The sequence below is a fragment of the Flavobacterium magnum genome (genome assembly GCF_003055625.1).
Classification (GTDB): Bacteria; Bacteroidota; Bacteroidia; order Flavobacteriales; family Flavobacteriaceae; genus Flavobacterium; species Flavobacterium magnum.
Genome location: NZ_CP028811.1, coordinates 2,390,466 through 2,414,970 on the forward strand (window position 1 = coordinate 2,390,466; position 24,505 = coordinate 2,414,970).

Below are 24,505 nucleotides of genomic sequence, written 5' to 3' on the forward strand. Positions count from 1 at the left end.
CTCCTAAAGGAAAAAATAATATCTTCGCAGCTGCGTTATAGTACCGCATTTACTACGGCATTCATGTTTAAAAACCGACTTACCTGCATAGTGTTCTTGATTTCTGCTGCTTCCTTCGGGCAGATAGGCGGGAAATCGGTTTACCAGTTCCTGAGCCTGATCACCTCGCCGAGGCAGTCAGCGCTGGGCGGTAAAGTGCTGACGCTGTATGATTACGATGTGAACCAGGCGTTTTTCAACCCTGCGACGATTAACCCTGCGATGGACAACCGGCTATCTGTAAATTATGGAAGCCTGTTTGGGGAGGTAACCTACGGCACAGCCGCGTATGCCTATACCTACGACCGGCATGTGCAGACGTTCCATGGCGGGGTCAACTATGTCAATTACGGCACGTTTGAAGGCACCGATGAGAATGGAAACCGCACGTCAGACTTTACGGGCAGCGAGATCGCGCTTTCGTTTGGGTACGCGTACAATGTGCCCTTTTCGGATTTTTATGTGGGCGCCAATGCGAAGCTGATTTCGTCAACGCTGGAAAGCTACAATTCGTTTGGGGCTGCGGTAGACCTCGGGGCGCTGTATATCGATGAGGATAATGATGTGAACTGGGCTTTTGTGGTCAGGAATGTTGGCACACAGATTACGACTTATGCCGGAACCCGTGAAAAATTACCGTTGGAAGTCATGTTCGGCGTGTCACAGGAAATGGAGAATGTGCCGATCCGATGGCATGTGACGCTGGAAAACCTGCAGCAATGGCAAATCGCTTTTTCAAATCCGGCGCGGGCCGAAGGGTCAATCGATGGCGGTTCGACTCCTGAAAAAGTGTCCATCTTTAACAATGCCCTGCGACATGTAATCCTTGGTGCCGAATTATTTCCAAAGAAAGGTTTTAACCTCCGTGTCGGTTATAATTTCAGGAGGGCAGAGGAGCTGCGTCTTTTGGAACAACGGAATTTCTCCGGGATTTCTGTCGGATTCGGTTTAAAAATCAACAAACTGAAATTTGATTATTCTTATTCACGGTATACTTTGGCTGCCAATACGAGCCTGTTCGGATTGACCATTAATTTCGGGGATGAATAGTCGCTTTTTGTGATTAAATTAATGTAGAAAGGAGTTTTTTTAAAATCAGGTATATTTACGTAGTGCTTTAAAGTTATATTTGTGTATATTTGAGAACATTAAAACTGTTGTCAAATGAAAAAAATTATTTACACAGCATTATTAGCAATTGCCATTGGTTCATGCTCGGAAAAGGAAGAAGTAACCACAGTTGAAGAAAATATAGTTGAAGGTGCCGGATTGGCACCGTCAGCTTTAAAGATTGATTTTACCAAACCAGTAGTGTATTATTATGCCGATTCAACGGAAAGAGACTTAATAATAGAAAATATTATTGGTGATATTTACGAGACGGATCTGCGGCATCACAATGAAGGGGAAGTTATTATTTCTGATGAAGTTGCGGTCGACATGGTGATGAACGACAGTACAGGAACATTGACATTGTACCCTGACCCAATTTCTTCTGTTACCGTTAATACAGCTTCAGTTGGCGATGGTGAAGCTTGTAGTGGGAAAGTAGGTGATGGATGGAAGAGTTATGGAACATGTATGAGTAAGTCATGTGTTAAGGAAAAATCTTCAGAAGCCATGGCAGCTCTTTCTGAATCTTTAGTTACCGGAAAATGTATAGATTTGAGAATTAAGAGAAATGCACCTAATGCAAGGGTTTGCGCGCGACTGATAAATTGTTAGAAACGTTTGCTAGTTAATATATGAGCTGCCACAATTGGCAGCTTTTTTTTTGCTTATTTTTGCCAGATTAAACGACAACATTTATGCAAAAAATCACCATCGCCATTGACGGCTTCTCATCCACAGGAAAAAGTACGATTGCCAAACAGCTCGCCAACTATCTTGGCTATGTGTACGTCGATACCGGCGCGATGTACCGGGCAGTAACATTCTTCGCGATGCAGAACGGTTATATCGATAAGGAATTTTTTGATCGGGATACCTTGATTGCGAGCCTGCCTTACATCAAGCTTCATTTTGTTTTCAATGCGGAACTGGGTTTCGGCGAGATGTACCTGAACGATGTCAATGTGGAGAAGGAAATCCGCACCATCGAAGTGTCAGGATTTGTAAGCAGGGTGGCTGAAGTGTCTGAAGTACGCGCGAAGCTCGTCGAACAGCAACAGCAGATGGGCAAGGATAAAGGCATCGTGATGGATGGCCGCGATATCGGGACGGTTGTTTTCCCGGATGCCGAATTAAAAATATTCATGACCGCGAGTGCCACGACCCGCGCACAAAGGCGGTACGACGAACTCAAAGCCAAGGGGGATAACGTCTCTTTTGACGACGTACTAAAAAACGTTGAAGAGCGCGATTATATCGATACCCACCGCGAGGATTCCCCATTGGTGAAAGCGGATGGGGCATACGAGATTGACAATTCTGACCTCACGCGCGAAGCGCAATTCGATACGGTGCTTGACCTGATCAGCAAAGTGGCCGCTAAGTGATCCGTGCTATCGCACTAATTTTATCATTCGCCGATTTGCACGTCTCATTTTTAATGTTAGTTTTACAGGCTGTTTATAAATCAACCAAAAACTAATTTAATATGAGTATAAAGTTTAGGCTTACGGTCATGAGTTTCCTGCAGTTTTTTGTTTGGGGTGCCTGGCTGATAACGATCGGGACTTATTGTTTTAATGCCAAAGGTTGGACTGGAGCCGAATTTGGAGCCATTTTTTCAACACTTGGCTTATCATCTCTTTTTATGCCGGCGATCACAGGTATTATCGCCGATAAATGGATCAACGCTGAAAAGCTCTACGGAATCCTTCACATCTTCTATGGTATCATTTTATTTTTTGTCCCGAAAGTAAATGATCCCAACACATTATATTATGTGATTTTCGGGGCGATGATTTGCTATATGCCTACCATATCGCTGTCAAATTCTATTGCCTACAATATTCTTAAGAACAACAAATATGATGTGGTAAAAGATTTTCCACCCATCAGGGTTTGGGGAACCATCGGTTTTATTATTGCTATGTGGCTTACCAATATTTTCAGTTCTGAAACGCCACCCGAGTTCATCAAGGATTTCGGATTGGGCATAGGGAAATTTATTGCTGATGTTTTTGGCAGCCCAATTTTTGCCAACCAATTTTACATAGCCGCATTTTTTGCAATTATATTGGGAGTTTATTCATTTACACTTCCAAAATGCCCACCGCAGAAACTTATTGCAGACGATGCTTCTTTGGCAGAGCAACTGGGTTTAAACGCTTTCAAATTGTTTTCGAATTCGAAAATGGCAATGTTTCTTCTTTTTTCACTCTTTCTTGGCGCGGCGCTGCAATTGACGAATATGTATGGCGATTCCTATCTGGATGATTTTGGCAAGATTACTGAGTATAAGAAAACATTTGTGGTAGAAGGGAGAACATTTATTATGTCTATTTCACAAATATCAGAAACCTTATTTATCCTGGCGATTCCATTTTTTCTTAAGCGTTTCGGGATAAAGCGCGTCATGCTGATTTCGATGTTTGCATGGGTATTGCGTTTCGGATTGTTTGCTTACGGAAATCCAACGGATGGTTTATGGATGATTATACTGTCTTGTATTGTGTACGGAATGGCATTTGATTTTTTCAATATTTCCGGGTCTTTATTTGTAGAAACGACCACGGATTCAAAGATTCGTTCCAGTGCCCAGGGATTATTTATGATGATGACCAATGGAGTAGGGGCTTATTTGGGCAGTAAAATAAGTGGGATTGTTATTGATGAATATTTCACCCATGACGGACTTAAGGATTGGCACAATATCTGGTTTTCCTTTGCGATATATTCATTGATAATAGCGGTGCTGTTCGGACTTTTCTTTAAGCACAAGCACGTGCCGGAAGATGTGGCGGAAATAGCGCACTAACATAAATACTGAAGCCCTTTCCATAAAACGAAGGGGCTTTTCATTTCATCGAAGCACGATACCAAAATCTTAGCCCCGATTGCAACGAAAATCCTTTTTCGTCCTTTCTTTAAGGACAAAAAGATTGCAGTGGAAAGCGGGCAGTTAAGTCCTAAAAAGTACCATCGTGATGCTCCTGAAAATCAGAGCTTTCATTTTAAGCAAATTTTATCGTATTTGAATCTGCAACTATTTGCAAATCAAAAATAAAGTTGTAATTTTGCGCACCTTTTGGAAGAGAAGCGTTGCCCATTAGGTACTGAACTTTATTTTAAAAAAACACTTCTGATATTTTTATCTTAAGCAATGCAGGGATACAGAATACAAATTTTTTATCAGCATGTCTGAACAAACAAAAACACAAGCGGAATTTTTAGAGAACTTTAACTGGCACAACTTCCAGGAAGGAATTGATGCTGTGGATGAGAAAAACCTACAGGAATTCGAAGAATTGGTAGACAAGACTTTCATCTCAACAGATCAGGAAGAAGTAGTGGAAGGTGTTGTAGTAAGGATCACTGACCGTGACGCTATTGTTGACATCAACGCGAAGTCTGAAGGAGTTATCTCTTTGAACGAGTTCCGTTACAATCCAAACCTGAAAGTAGGTGACAAAGTAGAAGTATTGATCGACATCCGTGAGGACAAGACCGGTCAGTTGGTACTTTCACACAGAAAAGCACGTACGATCAAAGCATGGGATCGCGTAATCAACGCAAACGAAACAGGAGAAATCGTAAACGGTTTTGTAAAATGCAGGACTAAAGGCGGTATGATTGTTGACGTTTTCGGAATTGAGGCGTTCTTACCAGGTTCACAAATTGACGTAAAACCAATCCGTGATTACGATCAGTATGTAAACAAAATGATGGAATTCAAAGTAGTGAAAATCAACCACGAATTCAAAAACGTTGTGGTTTCTCACAAAGCGCTTATCGAAGCGGATATTGAAGTACAGAAAAAAGAAATCATCGGTCAGTTGCAAAAAGGACAGGTACTTGAAGGTGTGGTGAAAAACATCACTTCTTACGGAGTATTCATCGACCTTGGCGGTGTTGACGGATTGATCCACATCACTGACCTTTCATGGTCAAGAATCAACCACCCAAGTGAAGTACTTGAATTGGATCAGAAACTGAACGTGGTAATCCTTGATTTCGACGACGAGAAAACAAGAATCCAGTTGGGTCTTAAGCAGTTGAACGCTCACCCATGGGATGCATTGGATGCAAACCTGAAAGTAGGTGATAAAGTGAAAGGTAAAGTAGTTGTAATCGCTGATTACGGTGCATTTATCGAAGTAGCTGAAGGTGTTGAAGGTTTAATCCACGTATCTGAAATGTCATGGTCTACGCACCTGCGTTCAGCCCAGGATTTCGTAAAAGTGGGTGATACTGTTGAAGCGGTTATCCTTACTTTAGACCGTGAAGACCGTAAGATGTCTTTGGGTATCAAGCAATTGTCTCAGGATCCATGGACTGACATTACAGCGAAATACCCTGTAGGTTCTAAGCACACAGGTATCGTTCGTAACTTTACAAACTTCGGAGTATTCGTAGAATTGGAAGAAGGAATTGACGGATTGATCTACATCTCTGACCTGTCATGGACTAAGAAAATCAAGCACCCATCTGAATTCGTAAGCGTTGGTGAAAAACTGGACGTGGTTGTGTTAGAGCTTGATGTTGACGGACGCAAACTGTCTTTGGGCCACAAACAAACCCAGGCTAACCCATGGGATAAGTATGAGGATTCGTTCGCAGTAGGTACCGTTCACAACGGGACTGTAGCAGAAATCGTTGATAAAGGCGCTACTGTAGAATTTGGCGATGACATCGTTGCTTTCATCCCTTCACGTCACCTTGAGAAAGAAGACGGTAAGAAATTGAAGAAAGGCGAAGTAGCTGATTTCAAGGTAATCGAATTCAACAAGGAATTCAAGAGGGTTGTAGCTTCGCACACAGCCATCTTCCGTGAGGAAGAGGAGAAAAACGCGAAAGCGGCAAGCGATGCGGTGGCTTCAAACAACAACAACAGCCAGTCGTCTACATTAGGAGACAACAACGACATCTTAGCTGAATTGAAAGCGAAGATGGAAAAAGGAGAGAAATAATATTTTCCCATATTTTTAGGAAAGCCCTGCAGAGATGCGGGGCTTTTTTTTCGGATTCTAATTCAGGATTGTGGAATACTCATTTTGTATAAAATATCAGCAGATTGCTTTGTATGTTCGCATACGTCTAAATGGATAGATTATGAAAAATCTTTACTTATTTATTATTGCAATTTGCTGCATTTCGGTTAATGCACAAATAGTTGATATTCCTGATACGAATTTTAAGTTAAAGCTTTTAGCGGCTTCTGCTTCGAATCAAATAGCAAAAAACCTGAGCAATCAGTATTTTAAGATTGACCAGAATGACAACGGACAAATAGAAGTCTCTGAAGCATTGCAGGTAAGTTATCTTGATGCGGGCAATTACACAAATCCAATGCCTTATTTCTCAGACGTCACAGGGATAAAAAGTTTTGAGAATCTTAAATGGTTTTCCTGTGAGTTCAATCAAATAGCATCTATTGATGTCTCCGGGCTTTCAGGCCTGAAATATTTGGATTTCCAGGCAAATAACCTTTTGTCCATGAATTTAAATGGACTTATTAATCTTGAATCACTGGATTGCTCTGAAAATGAATTGCAAGCATTTGATTTTAATCCATTTATAACATTAAAGGAACTATACTGCAGATTCAATCATTTTACTTCCATTGATTTTTCACCCCTTGTAAACCTTGAAAAGTTAAGCTGCTCCTACTGTATGCTCTCAAGCCTTGATGTGTCCACACTCACACAATTGAAATTATTGCATTGCGAAAGCAATCCGATTTCATCGATTGATCTTTCAGAATTGCATCAATTAGAGACGCTTTACATTGGCGATAACAATATTGTAACACTTGACGTCACTTACTCTGACCACCTGCAGTCTTTGGCGTGTTCTAACAGCCTGCTCCTTGAACATATATTGCTGAAAAGCAATTCTTTCGATGTAAACGGGCTCTATATGTATAATGTTCCCAGTCTGCATTATATCTGTACATCGGAACCATACAGGCCTTTTATAGAGTCTTTTCTCCAAAGCTACGGATTTACAAATGTTATCGTAAACGATTATTGCATGCTTCATCCTGCAGACAGCTTTTACAGCATTAAGACAAACTTATTATTTGACAACGATAATAATGGCTGTGAAATTTCTGAGGCCGTAACCCCCTCGATGGAGTTCCAGATTGAAAGGAATGGTGAGTCCGCCAATGTCTTCTATAACGGTTCAGGGGATTTCATCTTTCCTTCACCCGAAGGAGAATACATTATCACGCCGCTTTTTGACACAGACTATTTCAATATTTCGCCTTCGTCGGTGACGGTTCAGTTTCCTTCGCAGCCTTCGCCTTCAATACAGGATTTCTGTATCACCGCCAATGGGAACCATCCGGATTTGGAAATTTCAGTCCTGCCACTTAATATGCCTTTTCCCGGCGACCACGCAGAATACAAGATTATTTTTAAGAACAAAGGCAATCAGGCACAGTCCGGAGCGATAAGTTTTGCATATGATGATGCGGTAGTCGATTTTTTTAATGCCAATCCCGCCCACGACATCTCGACAACCGGATTGCTCACATGGAACTTCAACAATCTTAAGCCATTGCAGAGCGGTGTAATCTGGGTCAATATGGAATTGAATTCTCCCACCGATACACCCGATCTCAACAGTGGCGACGTGCTTAACTATACGGCATCCATTATATCTGCTGATCCGGATGAGACGCCGGAAGACAACACTTTTCAGCTGACTGAAACTGTAATTAATTCTTTTGATCCCAATAACAAGGTTTGTCTCGAAGGGAAAAAGGTTTTGGAGGAAACGGTCGGTAAATACGTGCATTATATTATTCATTTTGAAAATACCGGAAGCGCGAATGCCCGGAATATTGTCATTAAGGATATCATAAATGCGGCTCGATTTGATGCCGCTTCTCTGGTACCACTTGACGGAAGTCATCCTTTTGTCACCAGAAGGCGCAACAATAACACTTACGAATTTATCTTTGAAAACATCCAATTGCCTTTTGATGATGCTAATAATGATGGTTACGTGGCTTTTAAGATAAAAACATCGCCAACATTGGTCGCGGGCGATAGTTTCAGGAATAAGGCTTCCATATATTTTGATTATAATATGCCTGTTATAACCAACAATACGCTTACAACAGTTCAGTCCAGTTTAGGAATTGATGACTTTGATTTAAATAATCATTTTACATTATTCCCGAATCCTGTGGATGATATTTTGAATATCAAATCAAAAGACAATGCGGTTATTCATTCTCTTTCAGTTTACAATGTTTTGGGACAGTTGGTTTTAACCGTTGCCAATCCGATGGAAAGCATCGACCTGTCCGGATTGACCACAGGAACTTATGTCATTAGTATTGTTACGGATAAGGGAAAGGCGTCGTCGAAGTTTATCAAGAAGTAATTGGATTTTTGATTAAATCGTCAGGTGATGCGGGACCCGTCTGCTCGTATTCTAATCCGGAACCGCATTTTACCCAATCGTACCCCGAATAAGTCGTTAAACCGATACATTTGTGTAAACTAAATCGATTAACATGAAAAAACTTTACATTTTACTTTTTTTCGCAATCGGATGCCAGGTTAATGCGCAGGTTATCGACTTTCCCGATCCTGGATTTAAGACCGCGCTGATTTCACCCGGATTCGGATTTGACACCAATCAGGATGGCGAAATTGAGCAATCGGAAGCGGCGGTCATTGAGAACCTGATCCTGACAAACGCCTCCGCTGAAATTTATTCAATTGAAGGGATTGAGTATTTCCATGCGCTCAAAAAACTCGACATAGCGGGGCATAGTGTTTCGAACATGGATGTCACTTCGCTGACTAATCTTGAAGTGCTCGATTGTCGCGCAAACCCGGTTACGTCGCTACAGGTCGCCGGGATGCAGCACCTTCGGGAGTTGTATTTCGGGAGTTCAAGCAGTCCGCTTACAACCGTAGACCTTACTGACCTTCCTGCGTTGAATGGTCTTTACGGCGTTGGCGGGAACCTCACGACCGTGACCGTTTCGGATTCGCCGCTTATCCATGTCATCGATCTGGCTTACAACGATTTGACGTCTTTGACCATTACCAATTGTCCGCAACTTACGGAGTTGCACTGTCAGTATAACGAGCTGACAAACCTTGATCTGTCGCCGATGGCGGCCTTAACGACACTCCAGATGGACTTCAACCATTTTACTTTAATCGACTTCGATCCGGTTATTTATCTTGAAGTACTGTTGTGTTCTCACAATAATTTTACGACGCTGGATCTCAACAAACTGAGTTACCTCGACGTATTTTTTTGCGACGGGATGGGAATTGATTCAGTTTTCCTGAAGAATGGCAGTCACGAAAGTACCGTTAGCTTTAATAATTCATTTATTGGATACATTTGCTGCGATGAGTCGGATGTAGCCGGTATACAGGCAACAGCGGCAAACCAGGGGCTCAATGTCGTTATCAACTCTTACTGTTCTTTTGTTCCCGGAGGCAATTATTTTACCGTAGCCGGGAATGTGAAATTTGATTCCGACAACAACGGCTGCGACAACGCGGATATCGCCATACCGGGACTAAAGTTCAATACCGTGAGCGGCGTCACTTCTCAGACTACTGTGCCAGATGCTTCGGGTGATTATGAGATTACGGCTAAGATCGGTACACACACCATTACCCCGCAAATTGAAAATCCGGCGTATTTTGCCATCTCGCCACCATCAGTGGTCCTAACTTTTCCGGCAACTGCAAGTCCGTATACCCAGAATTTCTGCATCACGCCAATCGGCACGCACGATGATCTTGAAATTACGTTGATCCCGATTGGAACTGCCATTCCCGGGTTTGATGCCAATTATAAAATCCTATACAAAAACAAAGGAAACACGGTTCAGTCCGGTTCCGTTTCCATGACTTTCGAAGATGCAATCATGGATCTCGTCAATGCGACGCCGACCGCTTCAGTCCAGACGACCAATACTGTCAGCTGGAATTTTATCGACCTCAGGCCTTTCGAGGAAAAGGCAATTTTCGTCCGTATGAATATCAACACACCAGTAGAGAACCCGGCGGTAAATGAAGGTGATTTGCTGCATTTCACGGCCGGAATCACCTCAGCCGGAACTGACGAATCTCCGACAAACAATACGGCAGCCTTAGTCCAATATGTATACAATGCGATGGATCCCAATGATAAGATCTGTCTGGAGGGCAGCACGGTAACGCCGGATGTGGCTGGTAAGTACGTTCACTATATGGTCCGATTCGAAAATACGGGAACAGCCAATGCACAAAACGTGGTGGTGAAGGACATGATCGACACGGCAAAGTTTGATGTTTTATCGTTGGTACCATTGGACGGAAGCCATCCGTTCAGGACGAGGATTTCAGATACAAATAAAGTAGAATTCATTTTTGAAAACATCCAACTCCCATTTGATGACGCCAACAACGACGGCTACGTGGCATTCAAAATCAAAACCAGGCCCACGCTGGTTGTCGGAAATACCTTCAGCAATACTGCAAGTATTTATTTTGATTACAATGCTCCGGTAGTTACGAATACGGCCACCACGGCAATTCAGGTCCTCGGAACAAGTGATTTTCCTTTCAATGAGGCTTTTTCAATTTATCCGAACCCAGCATCGGAAATCCTGAACATTGCTGCAAAAGGTAACATCCTGATAAACTCGGTCTCTGTATATAATCTGCTCGGACAATTGATAATGGTGGTTGACAATCCATCAGAAAAGCTCGACATCTCGCTAATGGCTGCCGGAACATATATCCTGAAAATCAACACTCCTTCCGGAAGTTCCGCAACAAAATTTATAAAATTGTAAATCGGGAAATTCTCAGTCAAAACGCGCAGATACTCATTAGCCGCATTTGACCAGGTAGCAATGACTATCTTTGAATAGTTTTAAAAGGTAAAGTTTTCCAAAAAAGTCTGAAATCTGAAAGCCCTGCATTATTTGCGGGGCTTTTTATTGGCACTAAGGAAAATCCGGCCTATCATAAATCGATGTTAAAATGGAGATCCTGTAAAACCACCCTCGGGACTTCGGCGTAGATTAGAATATTAACTTAATAACTCAATTTATGAAAACATCAAAGTTTTTTTCAGCCGCGGTTGCCATTGCCGCATTTTTCGTGACCGGTATTGCTTCTGCGCAACAAAACCCGATGGTGGGAGGGGCCGCCATGTATGCCAACAAAAATATTGTTGACAATGCAGTAAATTCCAAAGACCACACCACACTGGTGGCTGCCGTCAAAGCGGCTGATCTTGTAGGGACCCTACAAAGCAAAGGCCCGTTTACTGTATTCGCACCGACCAACGCGGCGTTTGACAAATTGCCGAAGGGCACCGTAGAAACATTGCTGCAACCGGACAACAAAAAAATGTTGCAGGGTATTTTGACCTACCACGTTGTGGCCGGAAAAATGGACAGCAAAGCCATCGCTGCCGCTATAAAGGCCGGTAATGGAAAAGCCGTGCTTACGACTGTAGAAGGCGGAAAGCTGACTGCTATGATGAGTGGAAGCAAATTGGTGCTGACCGATGAAAAAGGTGGTAAATCAACTGTTACAATTGCCGATGTGCAACAGTCAAATGGCGTCATCCATGTTGTTGACACCGTACTGATGCACAAATAAGATACTTGTTTTGGTTAGTTGAAGATCCCGACCGCAAGGCCGGGATTTTTTTATCTCAAAACGGCGCCCAGTTCATTTTCGAATTTCTGCTGCAGTTTGCCCATAATCTTGTCAATCTGCACGTCAGTCAGCGTCTTGCTGTTATCCTGGATGATGAAGCTTAAAGCGTAGGATTTTTTTCCTTCCGGCAGATTATTCCCTGTATATACGTCGAAAAGGTCGATGTCCTTCAGCAATGATTTTTCAGATTGTCGAGCCACGTCATAGATGGCGTCAAAACGCACATTTTCGTCCAGCAGCAAAGCGAGGTCGCGACGCACTTCAGGATATTTCGGAATATCGGCAAAGCGTATTTTGGTATTGATGGATTTCAGCACCAATTCCCAATTGAAATCGGCAAAGAAAACTTCCTGCTTGATGTCAAACTGTTTGGCTACTGATTTTTTCACGGTACCCATCTCAACCAAAACTTCGTCGCCAGCAGCCATTGAAATTCCTTCCGCAAAAACGTCTGACGTAACCGGTTTTATATTGATTTTTGAAATGCCAAGCCTTGAAAGCAGGCTGTTAACGTACCCTTTGAAGAGGAAAAAATCAGAGGCACGCTGTGGCATGGTCCAGCTTTCCCGGCTGCGGTTGCCTGTCATGAATAATGTCAGGTGCTTCTTTTCTGTGTAAGTGCCGTCAACTTTACGATAACTTTTCCCGAATTCAAAAAGCTTCAGATCCGAATTCCTGCGGTTGATATTGTAAGAAACCGCTTCAAGTCCTGAAAACAAAAGCGATTGTCTCATCGCCGACAAGTCCTTGCTTAACGGGTTGATGATCATCACATTTTCGTCTTCCTTCAGGTTCCCGGACAGCGCTATGTAATCTGGCGTGGTCAGCGAATTGGCCATCATTTCATGAAAGCCTGATGCGGTAAGTTGTCCGCCGATGATGTTCTGGATTTTATAATCTTCCGTCCGTGGCGCATTGGCCACCGTAGCGTGCAGTTTTTTCGTAAAATTGATGTTGTTGTAACCATACACCCTGAGGATCTCCTCGATCACGTCGATTTCCCGCTGCACATCCACGCGGTAGGCCGGTATGATGAGTCCGAGGCCGGCGTCTGAAACGCTGTTCACCTTGATATCGAGCGACACGAGGATTTTTTTGATGGTTTCCTTCGACAATTCCTGCCCGATGATTTTAGCAGCTTTCTCAAAATTCAGGAAAACAGGGAAGTCCTCGATTTTTTTCGGATACACATCAATCACATCTGAAGTGATTTCACCGCCTGCTACTTCCTGGATCAGGATTGCCGCCCTTTTGAGTGCATATTCTGTGATGGTCGGGTCGATACCGCGTTCAAACCTGAAAGACGCGTCGGTGTTTAGTGCCTGTCTTTTTGCTGTTTTACGCACGGTTACCGGGTTGAAGTAAGCGCTTTCAAGGAATATATTGCTGGTGTTTTCGCTTACGCCGGAGTGTTTCCCACCGAAAACGCCCGCAAAGCACAATGGTCCTTTTTCATCACATATCATTAAATCATCTTCGTGTAAAGTCCGCTCCACGTCGTCGAGCGTCACAAATTTGGTTCCGGCTTCCAGCGTTTTTACGATGATTTTATTGCCGTTGATTTTTGCGGCATCAAACGCGTGAAGCGGCTGCCCCAGCTCGTGCAGTACATAATTGGTCACATCGACGATGTTGTTTTTTGGTGTCAGCCCAATCGCTTTCAGCCTGTTCTGAAGCCAGTCCGGAGAGGGTTTAACGGTCACTCCCGAAATTGTGACGCCACAGTATCTCGGAGCTAATTTCGCATTGTCGACTTTAACATCAATTTTCAGCGTCCGCTTGTCAATCCGGAAATTGCTTATCGACGGCGTCTTCAATTCTGTGTTTATGTTTTTCTGCTGCAGTCCGGCGCGCAGGTCGCGCGCTACCCCCATATGGCTCATGGCATCGGCGCGGTTCGGTGTCAGCCCGATTTCAAAAACCTCGTCATTTTCGATATTGAAGACTTTGGCAACCGGCGTTCCCGGAACCAATGCCTCATCAAGAACCATGATGCCATCATGGCTGTCACCCAAGCCGATTTCGTCTTCGGCACAGATCATGCCATGGCTTTCCTGGTCCCGTATTTTCCCTTTCTTGATCTGAAACGCATTACCGTCCTTGTCATATAAGGTCGTCCCGATGGTCGCAACAGCTACTTTTTGGCCCACAGCAACGTTGGAGGCGCCGCAAACGATTTGTAGCGGAGCGCCATTCCCCAGATCCACCGTGGTTACTTTCAAACGGTCCGCGTTTGGATGTTGTACGCACGTCAGTACATGCCCTACGACAATGCCTTCGAGTCCTCCTTTAACGGATTGATACGGTTCGACGGCTTCCACTTCCAGGCCCAGATCAGTCAGCAGGGCGGCGGTTTCTTCGGATTTCCAGTCGATTTTGATAAATTGTTTCAGCCAGTTGTAAGATATCTTCATAAGGGTATTTTAATCGGTTGCAAATATAAATGATTACTGGGTAAATTCGCCCCAAAAGATCGAGGCCAACCGCAATTAGTTAAAAAAAATAAATTAACAGCCCGTTGTAAATTTGTAAAACTTATTTTTTTAAATTTGATATGACTGATTTAATAGGTTTTTAACTAAAAGAAGCAATTTCATTTATGGAAAAAACTATGTTCAACTATACCAAGAGCATACTGGAAAGCGTCAGTTTTGACCCCATGCTTTTTTGCAAGGAAGTCCGAAAGGCACTCAAGGTATTGCTACCGTACGAAATCGAACAGTTAACGGAGTGGCTGTCGAGATTCGTGGAAGAAAAGCCCGAATTGAAACACTGCCAGATTTATCTAAACGCATAAAACTAAAGGAGCTTAAATGGCTCCTTTTTTATTTCATGTGCACGTGAACAGAAAATAGTTATTTAGCTGCTGTCGTTTTAGAAAGCGGACTGACAATCTGTACATTCTGGAACACGATCGCTCCTTTCACTACACCGGCAATGGTGCTTCTAAGCGCGTCTATTATATGTATTTTGAGTTCTGTTTTCGGGAAGACAAGGCTCACTTCGCGCGCGGGCTTAGGTTCCTTAAATTGATGCAGCTTGTTTTTATCCCGGTCAGAAAGGTCCAATGTGTGGAGATAGGGCAGGAGCGTGGTGCCCAGGCCTTCATCGGCCAGTTTAATCAGGGTTTCGAAACTACCGCTTTCGAGACGGAAGTTGCCGTTGTTATTTCCACCGCCGTTGCTTTTGCATAAATTAAGGATGCCGTCACGGAAACAATGCCCGTCCTGCAACATAAGTATTTCCTCAATATTGAGATCGGCGACTTCAATGTCCTTTTTGTTAGACAACGCATGCGACTCGGGTAAATACGCCACAAACGGCTCGAAATAAAGTACGATTTCTTTCAGTTTTTCCTCTTCCAAAGGGGTTGCGGCAATGGCGGCATCAAGATGACCGTTTTTGAGGCGGTTGATAATTTCCTCGGTGTTGAGTTCCTCAATAATGAGTTTTACTTTGGGATATTTTTTGATGAAATTATTCAGGAACATCGGGAGCAGGGTAGGCATAATCGTTGGGATAATCCCCAAACGGAATTCCCCCCCGATGAAGCCTTTTTGTTGTTCTACAATATCCTTTATCCGGTCGGCCTCGTTTACGATGTTCTTGGCCTGGGTCACGATTTTTTGTCCAATGTCGGTTAACTGGATGGGTTTTTTGCTGCGGTCGAAAATCAGGATGCTGAGCTCTTCCTCGATTTTTTGTATCTGCATGCTCAGTGTGGGCTGGGTTACAAAACACTTTTCAGCGGCGAGCGTGAAATTCTTATATTCTGCAACAGCGAGTACATATTGGAGTTGTGTAATGGTCATAATATAGCAAAATTTGATGCAAATATAAAAACTATCAATTTATCTTATGCACCTTTCGTATGAAAATGCTTATCTTTAAAACAAATAACGACACTTTTTATGAAAACAAACCTACTCGGTCTCCCTATAAAGGAGATGGAAGCCATTAGCAACGACCTGAACATCCTGTTGTCCAGTTTCCAGGTATATTACCAAAACCTGCGTGGTATTCACTGGAATATCCGCGGCAAGCGTTTCTTTAATCTGCACGTCAAATTTGAAGAACTTTACAATGATGCCCAGATGAAGGTCGACCTCGTGGCGGAACGCGTCCTGACCATCGGCGGAACACCATTGCACACGTTTGACGATTATATTAAAAACAACAAGATTGTTGTCGGGAAAAATATTTCCAATGATGAGAAAGCCATACAGCTGATTGTCGAATCGCTGTCCGGACTGCTCAGGATAGAGCGCGAATTACTCAACAAAAGCGGCGAGATCAACGACGAGGGAACCAATTCGCTGATGAGCGACTTTATCTCGGAACAGGAAAAAACCATCTGGATGATGAACGCCTGGCTGGAGGAGTCACTTTAATCTTCAGTATACATTTAAATCAGAGTCAGAACTGAGGCCCGCAAGGTCTTGGCTTCTGGCTCTTGATTTTCCAAAATGTTAAAATTTTAAACAATTACCGCGTAGCGCTTTTCCAACCAAACTCATTTGATACATTTGTCCCGATGAAATTCGCCGTAAAAATAATGATTGTGGTTTTCCTGACCTTTCTCGCCACGCCAACGATAGTGAGCCTGATCAGGAAAAGTTCGGATACCTCAATGTTCTACAATATGTCTGAGGAAGAACTCGCACACAAGGAAGTCAAGGAACTGAAAGCGGAGCTCAGGATTTTACAATACGATTTTTTCAATTTCCAAAAATGCACTTCGCGGATTATCATCTCTGAAAACCAATTGCGTCACGACAACGTGATGCGCTCCATTTTTTCCCCACCGCCTAACGCGTAAATACAAAGTCTGGAGTTCGTAAACCTTTGATAACGGGAGCTTGCAGCCCTTAAGGTTGTGTGCGGACTGCCGATTCATTTCAACCCGATTATCAGGCGAGCGCCTGAAAACACACTTTGTATTCATTTCAGTTTAGGTAACATGACAAAAAAAATCAACCTTTTTGCAAACCTCAAATCGGACTTTGCGTCCGGTCTCGTGGTGTTTTTAGTGGCACTTCCTTTGTGCCTCGGCATTTCGCTTGCTTCAGGCGCGCCGCCATTATCGGGAATTATCGCCGGGATTATCGGTGGTATCGTTATCGGATCATTGAGCACCTCACACCTCAGCGTTTCAGGTCCTGCGGCAGGACTCACGGCCATTGTGCTGACCGCCATAACTGAGTTCAAGGCGTTCGATATTTTCCTCGCTGCCGTATTGGTTGCGGGATTGCTCCAGCTTATACTTGGATTCATCAAGGCGGGAACGCTGTCAAATTATATCCCTACAAATGTAATCGAAGGGATGCTCGCCGGGATTGGCGTGATCATTATATTGAAGCAAATTCCGCATGCGCTCGGCTATGACGGGGATTTTGAGGGTGATGAGGCGTTCCTGCAATTTGACGGGGAGAATTCCTTTTCTGAGATCTTCGGGATTTTTAACCACCTTCACCTCGGAGCCATATTGATTACGTCCGTTTCACTTGCTATACTCATTGCCTGGGATAAAGTGCCGTTCCTGAAGAAAATCAAACTGGTGCCGGGCGCGCTCGTTGTAGTGATCTTAAGCGTGGTGCTGAATGAACTGTTTATTACCACAGGCAGTTCTTTGGCCATTGCGTCTGAACATTTGGTAAAATTGCCGGTTCCAAAAACCATAGATGACTTTAAAAATATTATTGTGATGCCCGATTTTACAGCGCTAGGCAATTACAAAGTATGGATTACAGGGGCCACGCTTGCGGTTGTTGCCTCAATTGAAACATTGTTGTGTATTGAGGCGGCGGACCGTATGGATGTGCAAAGACGCTATACGGACACCGATATAGAGCTGAAGGCGCAAGGCATCGGGAATATTTTGAGCGGACTCTTAGGCGGTTTGCCGATGACATCGGTGGTCGTGCGGACCTCGGCAAACAGCAGTGCCGGAGCGAAGTCGAAAATGTCAACCATCATCCATGGTTTTTTCCTGCTGATCTGCGTGTTGACCATTCCGGCATTGCTTAACAAGATTCCGTTTGCCGCATTGGCCGCAGTGCTTTTACTTGTCGGATATAAGTTGGCCAAACCATCGACGGTAAAACATTTCTGGCAAAAAGGGAAATACCAGTTCGTACCGTTTATTGCCACGCTGGTGTTTGTGGTTTTCACGGATTTGCTTAAAGGCGTCGCGTTGGGACTGCTGATCAGTATTATTTTTGTGTTAAAAGGAAACCTGAAACGTGCGTACCATTTCCATAGGAAAGAATACGAAGATGGCGATGTCATCCAGATCGACCTGGCGCAGGAGGTGTCATTCCTGAATAAGGCGGCGATAAAGTCTACGCTGAACGACATACCCGAAAATTCCAAAGTGATCATCAATGCAGCCGATACGGTGTATATTGCCCATGATGTGCTGGATCTGATACGCGAGTTTAAGGCGGTGCGCGCCAAGGACGAAAATATCAAGGTTAAACTCAAGGGTTTTAAAAAAGCCTATAAGCTCGAAAACACTGAGGAAGTCCAAAACCATGTTTCCATCAGGCACCAGGAAGATTTGGATCGGAAAAATAAAGATGTAAAGACAGAAGAGAATAATTAACAATCAATAACCTCAGGCTGCTGCGAATTCCGTAATTTTATTTCCGGATTTGTACACCTGAAAAAACAAAAAAGAAATGGAAGATTTTTATAAGAAGATTTTAGACAACAACAAGGAATGGGTTGAAAAGACACTTTCAAAAGACCCGAATTATTTCAAGGACCTGGCCAAAGGGCAAACGCCGCCACTATTGTGGATTGGTTGCTCAGACAGCCGCGTTCCCGCAAACGAAATCATCGGTGCCAAGCCGGGCGAGGTATTCGTCCACAGGAATATCGCCAATATGGTTATCCATTCTGATATGAATATGCTCAGCGTGCTCGATTATTCGGTCAATGTCCTGAAAGTCAAACACGTAATTGTATGCGGCCACTACGGGTGCGGCGGCGTAAAGGCGGCTTTGGGCAATTCCTCCATCGGAATTATCGACAACTGGATCCGCCACATCAAAGACGTATACAGGCTTCACCATGCCTACCTTGATTCAATCATTAATGAAGACGACCGTTTCAATGCTTTTGTGGAATTGAACGTAAAGGAGCAGGTTTTTGACCTCGCCAAAACATCAATCGTACAGGCGGCCTGGAAGTCAGGGCAGGAATTAACGTTGCATGGTTGGGTGTACGGACTCAATTCCGGTTACGTTACCGATCTCAATGTGGATCTTTCCGGAACGGAAGACCTGGAGAGTGTCTACCGACTGAAATTCTAAACAAAAAAGCTGCTTCATGCAGCTTTTTTTATTCTTCAAGGTTTTCGTTGAATGTCGTCGGGAGCATTTTAGGAATAAACTTTACGAGCAGCGGCAAAAGCAAACTACCACCGGGCAGCAGGAAAATCGTGAGCGATGGCACGGTTTTGCAAAATTCCAGCAATTGTTTTTTTACCTTTTTCTTTTCCTTGCTGTCAAGGCTTCGATGCGTGGAATGTGTCAGCAGCAGCATCAGTTCGCCGTTGTTGGCCAATTCTTTCTGTAACCTTTTTTTATTCCGGGAGATGAGCATCATGACGTATTGTGTCGTGTGGTCGTAGAAATGCTTTACCGGGTTCGAATAATTGAAATAAGGGATTTCCTTTTTGTATTTGCTGATGAAGGCATCGGTCTGGGAAATACTTTCCTCAACAAATGATCGCTCAATGCCCATGATGTCCGCGAGTTTGAGCAGGAAACCGGATTCGCTTTCCTCGACAATTCCATCACTGCACATCGCCAGTCCAGCCATATCTATCAGGTAATATTTTTCCAGTTTGTATCCGAAGTATTCAAGCTCCAGGGCCTCGACATTACTGATATTAACTTTCGAAAATTTAGTGTAACGCACGGACGATTCAAACAGCCTGACCAGCAAATCGTCATATGGAGATTTTTCGGATTTTGTATTGAGCGCCAGTGAAACCACACTGATGACCGTTTCCTCGAGCCGTCTCATGTAGCTGCCTGAAATTTCGCCATTTATGAGGTACTGCTGGAATGCCAGCACATCTTCAAATAATAGTGCATTGGTAAGGATATGCGAAAAATTCCGGCTGATCGGGTTCTCGTTTGTCTGCACGCGTTCCCCGATGATTTTCTCCAACTCAGCGGAAATGCTATTTTCGGGAAGTACTTTTTTTAGCGGGTTATAACCCGTCTTGTTCAGTGCTTTGTAAAACGACACGGCATCAGAAAGGAATCCCGCCGCGTCGTAGGTTTCGAGTACGAGATTGTGCACAGCGTACAGTGTGTTGAGCAATGCAATTTTGGAAATCTCCTCAGGCGATTTATTTTTGGGAGTAATGGCTCTCGGCGTATCAAACGACACAATGTGGCCGTAGATAAGCCCGGTTTTCCTGATGCGATGGTACAATGACTCGGGGCCGCTGACCGCAGGCAGTGTCAGTGAGCGCTGTTCCGCGAAAAATTTGTCGATCCAGCCTGGCGCCGAGGGATTTATCATGGTATCGGGTTAGGACACAAAGCTATCGCTTTTTATGAAACCATGGAAACTATCATTCCTTATCTCCGCCTTTTTGTTTGTATTGACGCAGTAATTTGTGGTTGAAGTCGTCTTCGGCTTTTTTAAGTTTTAAAATCTTTATCGGACTGATGACGGTTTTAAGGTTTGCAATGAGTTTCCTACGATTGTCTGCGAGTTCCTGCTCAGCCTCTTCGAGCTGGGTTAATAACGCAGCCGCTTCTTTTTCAGACAGCCTGTCAACGGCAGGCGGGTTCATTTTGCTCTTGATTTCTCTCATTTTTTTGAATCTGACCTCAAATTGTTTGTCTTCATAAGCGTTGAAAAACGGCCAGAATTTTTCGGCTTCCGAAGATGTCAGCGCGAGCTCCCTGGTCAGGAAAGCAACTTTCAGCGATTTAATTCTTTCTTTTGAAGCCTGTCCAAACGACGCAGTGGAACACAAAATTAAAACAAGCAATATTTTTAGGGTCTTCATAACTAATCTATTAGGTTTTCAAAATTGGAATCTGATGTAAGCACTTCCTCAATGGACTTATCGTCAATGGAAATTTCGCTGTCCATCTTGTCGAGGTCTTCTGCATCGAGAAGCGCAGCAATATCAGCATCGGAAATATTGGTTTGGTAGGTCAGGTAATTTTCAATTGAAACAGCATCCGGCTGCGACTGGTCGTTATTCCTATGTTGTACGAGTGGAACCATAAGTGATCCGACCAAAACCGCAGCAGCTATCCAGATCATTTTCGGACGGCGGTACAAAGGAATGACTTTCACGTCCGTATTGATTTGCTCCATTACTGAAACGGAAAGATTATCGAAATAACCTTCCGGCGCACGCAAACCGCTGCCTATTTTTGGATGTTCATCGAGTTTAAAATTTTTCATGTTGCTCTGACTTGTTAGGGTTTCGTTGGTTTAACCCTTATTCATAAATTCTTCTATCTTCCTGACGGCATGGAAATAAGACGCCTTTAAAGCGCCCACGGAAGTGCCCAAAATTTGGGAAATTTCCTCATACTTCAGTTCCTGATAATATTTCATCTTAAAGACCAACTGTTGTTTTTCAGGTAATTGAGAAACAGCTTGCTGCAATTTAAGCTGGATTTCGTCACCGTCAAAATACGTGTCGGCCTTGATGCGTTCAATCTGCCGCTGCTGATATTCTTCGCTGGTCTGCCTGTGCTTTTTGGCTTTATTGTTGATGAAGGTGATTGACTCATTCGTAGCAATGCGGTACATCCATGTAAAAAGTTTGCTGTCGCCCTTGAAATTCTGGAGGTGCCTAAATACTTTTACAAAGGTGTTCTGCAACACGTCATCTGCATCGTCGTGGTTCAGAACAATACTGCGTATGTGCGAATACAAAGGCCGCTGATACTGCGCAAGCAATTTCTGAAATGCGCTGTTTTGCGTTTTCGGATCAAGCAGTTCCTTAATGAATTCTTCTTCGCCGGTCAAAAGTCAAATTTTTTACCCATCCGACTAAAGTTACTCCAAATAGTTTAAATCCCGTTTCGATGGCTAAGTTATCTTTTTGTGAAAATGTGTCGTGACTATTGAAACTTCGTAAATTCGCCACACAAAAACAGGCTTATGATACAAACGGTTATTTTTGATATGGATGGCGTCATCGTTGACACCGAACCGCTGCACCATTTTGCATACCACCTTCATTTCGATGATTTGAACATTAAGGTTTCGCCGGAAATGTATGCGACTTTTACGGGCTTTTCTACGAGAAATACTTACGAAAAATTAAAAGAGCAGTTTGCCATCCCCTATGAGGTGGCTGAGTTGGTCGATCGCAAGCGTGAATTGTTCAACGAGGCTTTCGATAAAAAAGAGGACCTGTTCCTTTTGGAGGGAGTCGACACGCTGATCAGGGATTTGTTTTCCAATGGCATGCAGCTTGTATTGGCATCCTCGTCTGCAAAAGTGACCATTGAACGTGTTTTCACCCGATTCAGGTTGCATCACTATTTTACCCACATCATATCTGGCGAAGATTTCCCAAAATCCAAACCGGATCCGGCGATTTTCATTGAGGCGGCACGATTGTCGGGGACGCCGGTTGAAAATTGCATCGTAATCGAAGACAGTGCCAATGGCGTAAAAGCCGCAAAATCAGCAGGCATTTATTGTGTAGGTTACGTCAGCCCAAATTCAAAATTACAGGACCTCTCGCTTGCGGATAAGATTATTTCGCACTTTAATGAGTTGGATTTTGAAAAAGTGAAGCGGTTACGCTAAGGCTTCCTTGAAAACCTTTAGGCAGCGTTCGCGCGCTTCCTTGTGGTCAATCATTGGCTCAGGATACGAATTAGTATCCACTTCGGGCACCCACTTTTTCACATACTTTCCGTCTTTGTCAAATTTTTTTGCCTGTTCTGCCGGATTAAAAATCCTAAAATATGGCGCAGCATCTACACCGCTGCCGGCAGCCCATTGCCAATTGCCCACGTTGCTCGACTGCTCGTAGTCAAGCAGTTTTTCAGCAAAATACGCTTCTCCCCAGCGCCAGTCAATTAACAGGTGCTTGCAGAGGAAACTTGCGACGATCATCCGCACGCGGTTGTGCATGTGGCCCGTTTGGTTGAGTTCGCGCATGCCGGCGTCAACAATCGGATAGCCGGTTTTGCCGTCGCACCATTTTTTAAAATTCGCATCGCTGTAACTCCATTTGATGTTGTCGTATTTAGGGCGGAAGCTTTTGTTGACCGTGTGTGGGAAATGCCAAAGAATCTGCATGAAAAATTCGCGCCAGATCAGTTCTTTCAAGAAGGTGGTGTTTGCGTCCTGGTTTGCCCTGACCACCATTTTCCGAACGGAAACCGCACCAAAACGAAGGTGTGGGCTCAGTTTCGATGTTTTATCCAAAGCCGGAAAATTCCGCGTTTCCTCATAGTTATGGATCAGGCTTTTCGACACATTGTAATCAGGAACGGAAATTTCGGACTTCCTGAAACCTATCTTTTCCAATGACGGAAAGCCTTTTGAATGGGCGACAAGATGATTCAGATGGTTTTCGGAAGGGTAGTGCATCAATTCGGTTTTACGGAAGGTTTCAAGCCATTTATTTGCGTAGGGCGTGTACACTACGTAAGGCGACCCGTCATCTTTGGCAATTTCAGCCTTTTCAAAAATGACCTGATCTTTAAAAGTCTTAAATGCGATGCCATGCTTCTTAAATATCTGGTAAACCGCTTTATCCCGTTTGCGGGCGTACGGTTCATAATCATGGTTGGTAAAAACCGTATCAATTTTGTGCTTTTTAGCCAGATCTTCGAAAACCGCATCAGGATCGTCATGAAACACCGCTAGCGATGTTCCTGATGCCTTCAACTTGTCGTTCATTTGTTCCAGAAGCGAGTGAATGAACGAAAGCCGTGCGTCATCAACAGGCAAATCCGATAAGATGTTTTGGTCAAAAATGAAAACAGGAAGTACCTTGCACCCGGAGCGCAACGCCTCGTAAAGTCCGCGGTTGTCGTCGAGTCGCAAATCCCGCCTGAACCAGAACACATTTATTGCTTCTTTTTCCATCACATGTCTTTGGCAGCATCGGGACGATACTGGCCGAAAATTTCGATTAGTTTTTTGCGCCTGAATTCAAATATCTTATCGAGCCTCGGCTTAACGACTAGACTGTGGCCCAGCTTGCCCAATATCCCGAAGGGAAGCCTATAGTCAATGATGTCCTCCATCTCGACACCGCCTGGAATGGATTTGAGGAAATGCTTGTGGTGCCACATTTGGTAAGGTCCGTATCGTTGTTCGTCAACAAAGTACAACTTGTCTTTTACGTGGGTGATTTCGGTGACCCATTCTGTCTTGATCCCGAACAAAGGCCTGACAATATACCTGATAATCTGCCCGGGATACATCGATCTTTCGGCACCGGATACAATCTCAAATCCTAAGTCGGGAGGCGTTATTGTCGCCAGGTTTTTAGGATCCGATAAAAAATCCCACGCCTGTTCTATAGAAATCGGAAGGTTTTGGATACTCTTTTTGGTGTACATAGATTAACTTTCTGTAAAGATACAACGTTTAACGATTGATTTAAAACATCAAACAAAACTAAATTTAAATTAATA

Annotated in this window: 22 protein-coding genes; 14 read left to right on the forward strand and 8 right to left on the reverse strand. The window is 43.7% G+C overall.

Going from position 1 to position 24,505, the window contains the following annotated elements; translation table 11 throughout:
* Positions 1–63 precede the first annotated feature (63 nt).
* The 8 genes from porQ to HYN48_RS10055 all read left to right on the forward strand — a co-directional run bounded on the left by porQ (position 64) and on the right by HYN48_RS10055 (position 11,789).
* Positions 64–1,089, forward strand: coding sequence for a type IX secretion system protein PorQ (gene porQ, locus HYN48_RS10020; protein WP_108371274.1), 1,026 nt, complete (start codon positions 64–66; stop codon positions 1,087–1,089).
* A 114-nt stretch (positions 1,090–1,203) separates the two neighbouring features.
* Positions 1,204–1,764: a hypothetical protein gene (locus tag HYN48_RS10025; RefSeq protein WP_108371276.1), complete on the forward strand. Its 561-nt coding sequence runs from the start codon at positions 1,204–1,206 to the stop codon at positions 1,762–1,764.
* 83 nt (positions 1,765–1,847) lie between these two features.
* The gene (gene cmk / locus HYN48_RS10030) at positions 1,848–2,537 is read left to right on the forward strand and encodes a (d)CMP kinase (RefSeq protein WP_108371278.1); all 690 of its coding nucleotides are present in this window, start codon (positions 1,848–1,850) and stop codon (positions 2,535–2,537) included.
* Between the two features lie 101 nt (positions 2,538–2,638).
* Positions 2,639–3,964: a nucleoside permease gene (locus tag HYN48_RS10035; RefSeq protein ID WP_108371280.1), complete on the forward strand. Its 1,326-nt coding sequence runs from the start codon at positions 2,639–2,641 to the stop codon at positions 3,962–3,964.
* 379 nt (positions 3,965–4,343) lie between these two features.
* Positions 4,344–6,116, forward strand: coding sequence for a 30S ribosomal protein S1 (gene rpsA, locus HYN48_RS10040; protein WP_108371283.1), 1,773 nt, complete (start codon positions 4,344–4,346; stop codon positions 6,114–6,116).
* 142 nt (positions 6,117–6,258) lie between these two features.
* Positions 6,259–8,544 carry a DUF7619 domain-containing protein gene (locus HYN48_RS10045; RefSeq protein ID WP_108371285.1) on the forward strand — a complete coding sequence of 762 codons (2,286 nt, stop codon included), beginning with the start codon at positions 6,259–6,261 and terminating at the stop codon, positions 8,542–8,544.
* Between the two features lie 133 nt (positions 8,545–8,677).
* Positions 8,678–10,972 carry a DUF7619 domain-containing protein gene (locus HYN48_RS10050; protein ID WP_108371288.1) on the forward strand — a complete coding sequence of 765 codons (2,295 nt, stop codon included), beginning with the start codon at positions 8,678–8,680 and terminating at the stop codon, positions 10,970–10,972.
* A 259-nt stretch (positions 10,973–11,231) separates the two neighbouring features.
* Positions 11,232–11,789: a fasciclin domain-containing protein gene (locus HYN48_RS10055; RefSeq protein WP_108371290.1), complete on the forward strand. Its 558-nt coding sequence runs from the start codon at positions 11,232–11,234 to the stop codon at positions 11,787–11,789.
* A 50-nt stretch (positions 11,790–11,839) separates the two neighbouring features.
* Here the strand turns inward: HYN48_RS10055 and pheT are convergent, their stop codons facing one another.
* A complete protein-coding gene (pheT, locus tag HYN48_RS10060) occupies positions 11,840–14,263 on the reverse strand; it encodes a phenylalanine--tRNA ligase subunit beta (protein ID WP_108371292.1) in 2,424 nt (807 codons plus the stop codon).
* Between the two features lie 185 nt (positions 14,264–14,448).
* Between pheT and HYN48_RS10065 the strand changes: the two genes are divergently transcribed.
* Complete coding sequence (locus HYN48_RS10065) at positions 14,449–14,646, forward strand: hypothetical protein (RefSeq protein WP_108371295.1); 198 nt, start codon at positions 14,449–14,451, stop codon at positions 14,644–14,646.
* Positions 14,647–14,704: 58 nt separating this feature from the next.
* Here HYN48_RS10065 and HYN48_RS10070 read toward each other — a convergent pair whose 3' ends face one another.
* Entirely contained in the window at positions 14,705–15,661 is a 957-nt protein-coding gene (locus HYN48_RS10070) for a LysR substrate-binding domain-containing protein (RefSeq protein ID WP_108371297.1), read from the reverse strand.
* A gap of 99 nt (positions 15,662–15,760) precedes the next feature.
* Here HYN48_RS10070 and HYN48_RS10075 point away from each other — a divergent pair, with 99 nt between their 5' ends.
* The 4 genes from HYN48_RS10075 (at position 15,761) to can (ending at position 19,165) form a co-directional block, all read left to right on the forward strand.
* Positions 15,761–16,240: a Dps family protein gene (locus tag HYN48_RS10075; RefSeq protein ID WP_108371300.1), complete on the forward strand. Its 480-nt coding sequence runs from the start codon at positions 15,761–15,763 to the stop codon at positions 16,238–16,240.
* A 143-nt stretch (positions 16,241–16,383) separates the two neighbouring features.
* Positions 16,384–16,668: a hypothetical protein gene (locus tag HYN48_RS10080; RefSeq protein WP_108371303.1), complete on the forward strand. Its 285-nt coding sequence runs from the start codon at positions 16,384–16,386 to the stop codon at positions 16,666–16,668.
* A gap of 141 nt (positions 16,669–16,809) precedes the next feature.
* The gene (locus tag HYN48_RS10085; RefSeq protein ID WP_108371305.1) at positions 16,810–18,453 is read left to right on the forward strand and encodes a SulP family inorganic anion transporter; all 1,644 of its coding nucleotides are present in this window, start codon (positions 16,810–16,812) and stop codon (positions 18,451–18,453) included.
* 76 nt (positions 18,454–18,529) lie between these two features.
* Complete coding sequence (can, locus tag HYN48_RS10090) at positions 18,530–19,165, forward strand: carbonate dehydratase (RefSeq protein ID WP_108371307.1); 636 nt, start codon at positions 18,530–18,532, stop codon at positions 19,163–19,165.
* A 28-nt stretch (positions 19,166–19,193) separates the two neighbouring features.
* Here the strand turns inward: can and HYN48_RS10095 are convergent, their stop codons facing one another.
* Genes HYN48_RS10095 through HYN48_RS10110 form a run of 4 tightly spaced genes read right to left on the reverse strand, consistent with a single transcriptional unit; the run spans position 19,194 to position 21,866 of the window.
* Positions 19,194–20,390 carry an LETM1-related biofilm-associated protein gene (locus HYN48_RS10095; RefSeq protein WP_108371309.1) on the reverse strand — a complete coding sequence of 399 codons (1,197 nt, stop codon included), beginning with the start codon at positions 20,388–20,390 and terminating at the stop codon, positions 19,194–19,196.
* A gap of 52 nt (positions 20,391–20,442) precedes the next feature.
* A complete protein-coding gene (locus HYN48_RS10100) occupies positions 20,443–20,886 on the reverse strand; it encodes a sensor of ECF-type sigma factor (RefSeq protein ID WP_108371311.1) in 444 nt (147 codons plus the stop codon).
* Positions 20,887–20,888: 2 nt separating this feature from the next.
* Positions 20,889–21,293 carry a hypothetical protein gene (locus HYN48_RS10105; RefSeq protein ID WP_108371314.1) on the reverse strand — a complete coding sequence of 135 codons (405 nt, stop codon included), beginning with the start codon at positions 21,291–21,293 and terminating at the stop codon, positions 20,889–20,891.
* A gap of 30 nt (positions 21,294–21,323) precedes the next feature.
* The gene (locus HYN48_RS10110) at positions 21,324–21,866 is read right to left on the reverse strand and encodes an RNA polymerase sigma factor (protein ID WP_108371316.1); all 543 of its coding nucleotides are present in this window, start codon (positions 21,864–21,866) and stop codon (positions 21,324–21,326) included.
* A gap of 135 nt (positions 21,867–22,001) precedes the next feature.
* On the opposite strand from HYN48_RS10110, the gene HYN48_RS10115 reads away from it, so the two are divergent.
* Complete coding sequence (locus tag HYN48_RS10115) at positions 22,002–22,658, forward strand: HAD family hydrolase (RefSeq protein WP_108371319.1); 657 nt, start codon at positions 22,002–22,004, stop codon at positions 22,656–22,658.
* Here the strand turns inward: HYN48_RS10115 and HYN48_RS10120 are convergent.
* Both HYN48_RS10120 and HYN48_RS10125 read right to left on the reverse strand, forming a co-directional pair.
* Positions 22,650–23,951, reverse strand: a complete 1,302-nt coding sequence (locus HYN48_RS10120; RefSeq protein WP_181248452.1) for a cryptochrome/photolyase family protein — start codon at positions 23,949–23,951, stop codon at positions 22,650–22,652. The genes HYN48_RS10115 and HYN48_RS10120 overlap by 9 nt on opposite strands.
* Positions 23,951–24,430: an SRPBCC family protein gene (locus tag HYN48_RS10125; protein ID WP_108371321.1), complete on the reverse strand. Its 480-nt coding sequence runs from the start codon at positions 24,428–24,430 to the stop codon at positions 23,951–23,953. Before HYN48_RS10125 ends, HYN48_RS10120 begins: the two co-directional genes overlap by 1 nt.
* Positions 24,431–24,505 lie beyond the last annotated feature (75 nt).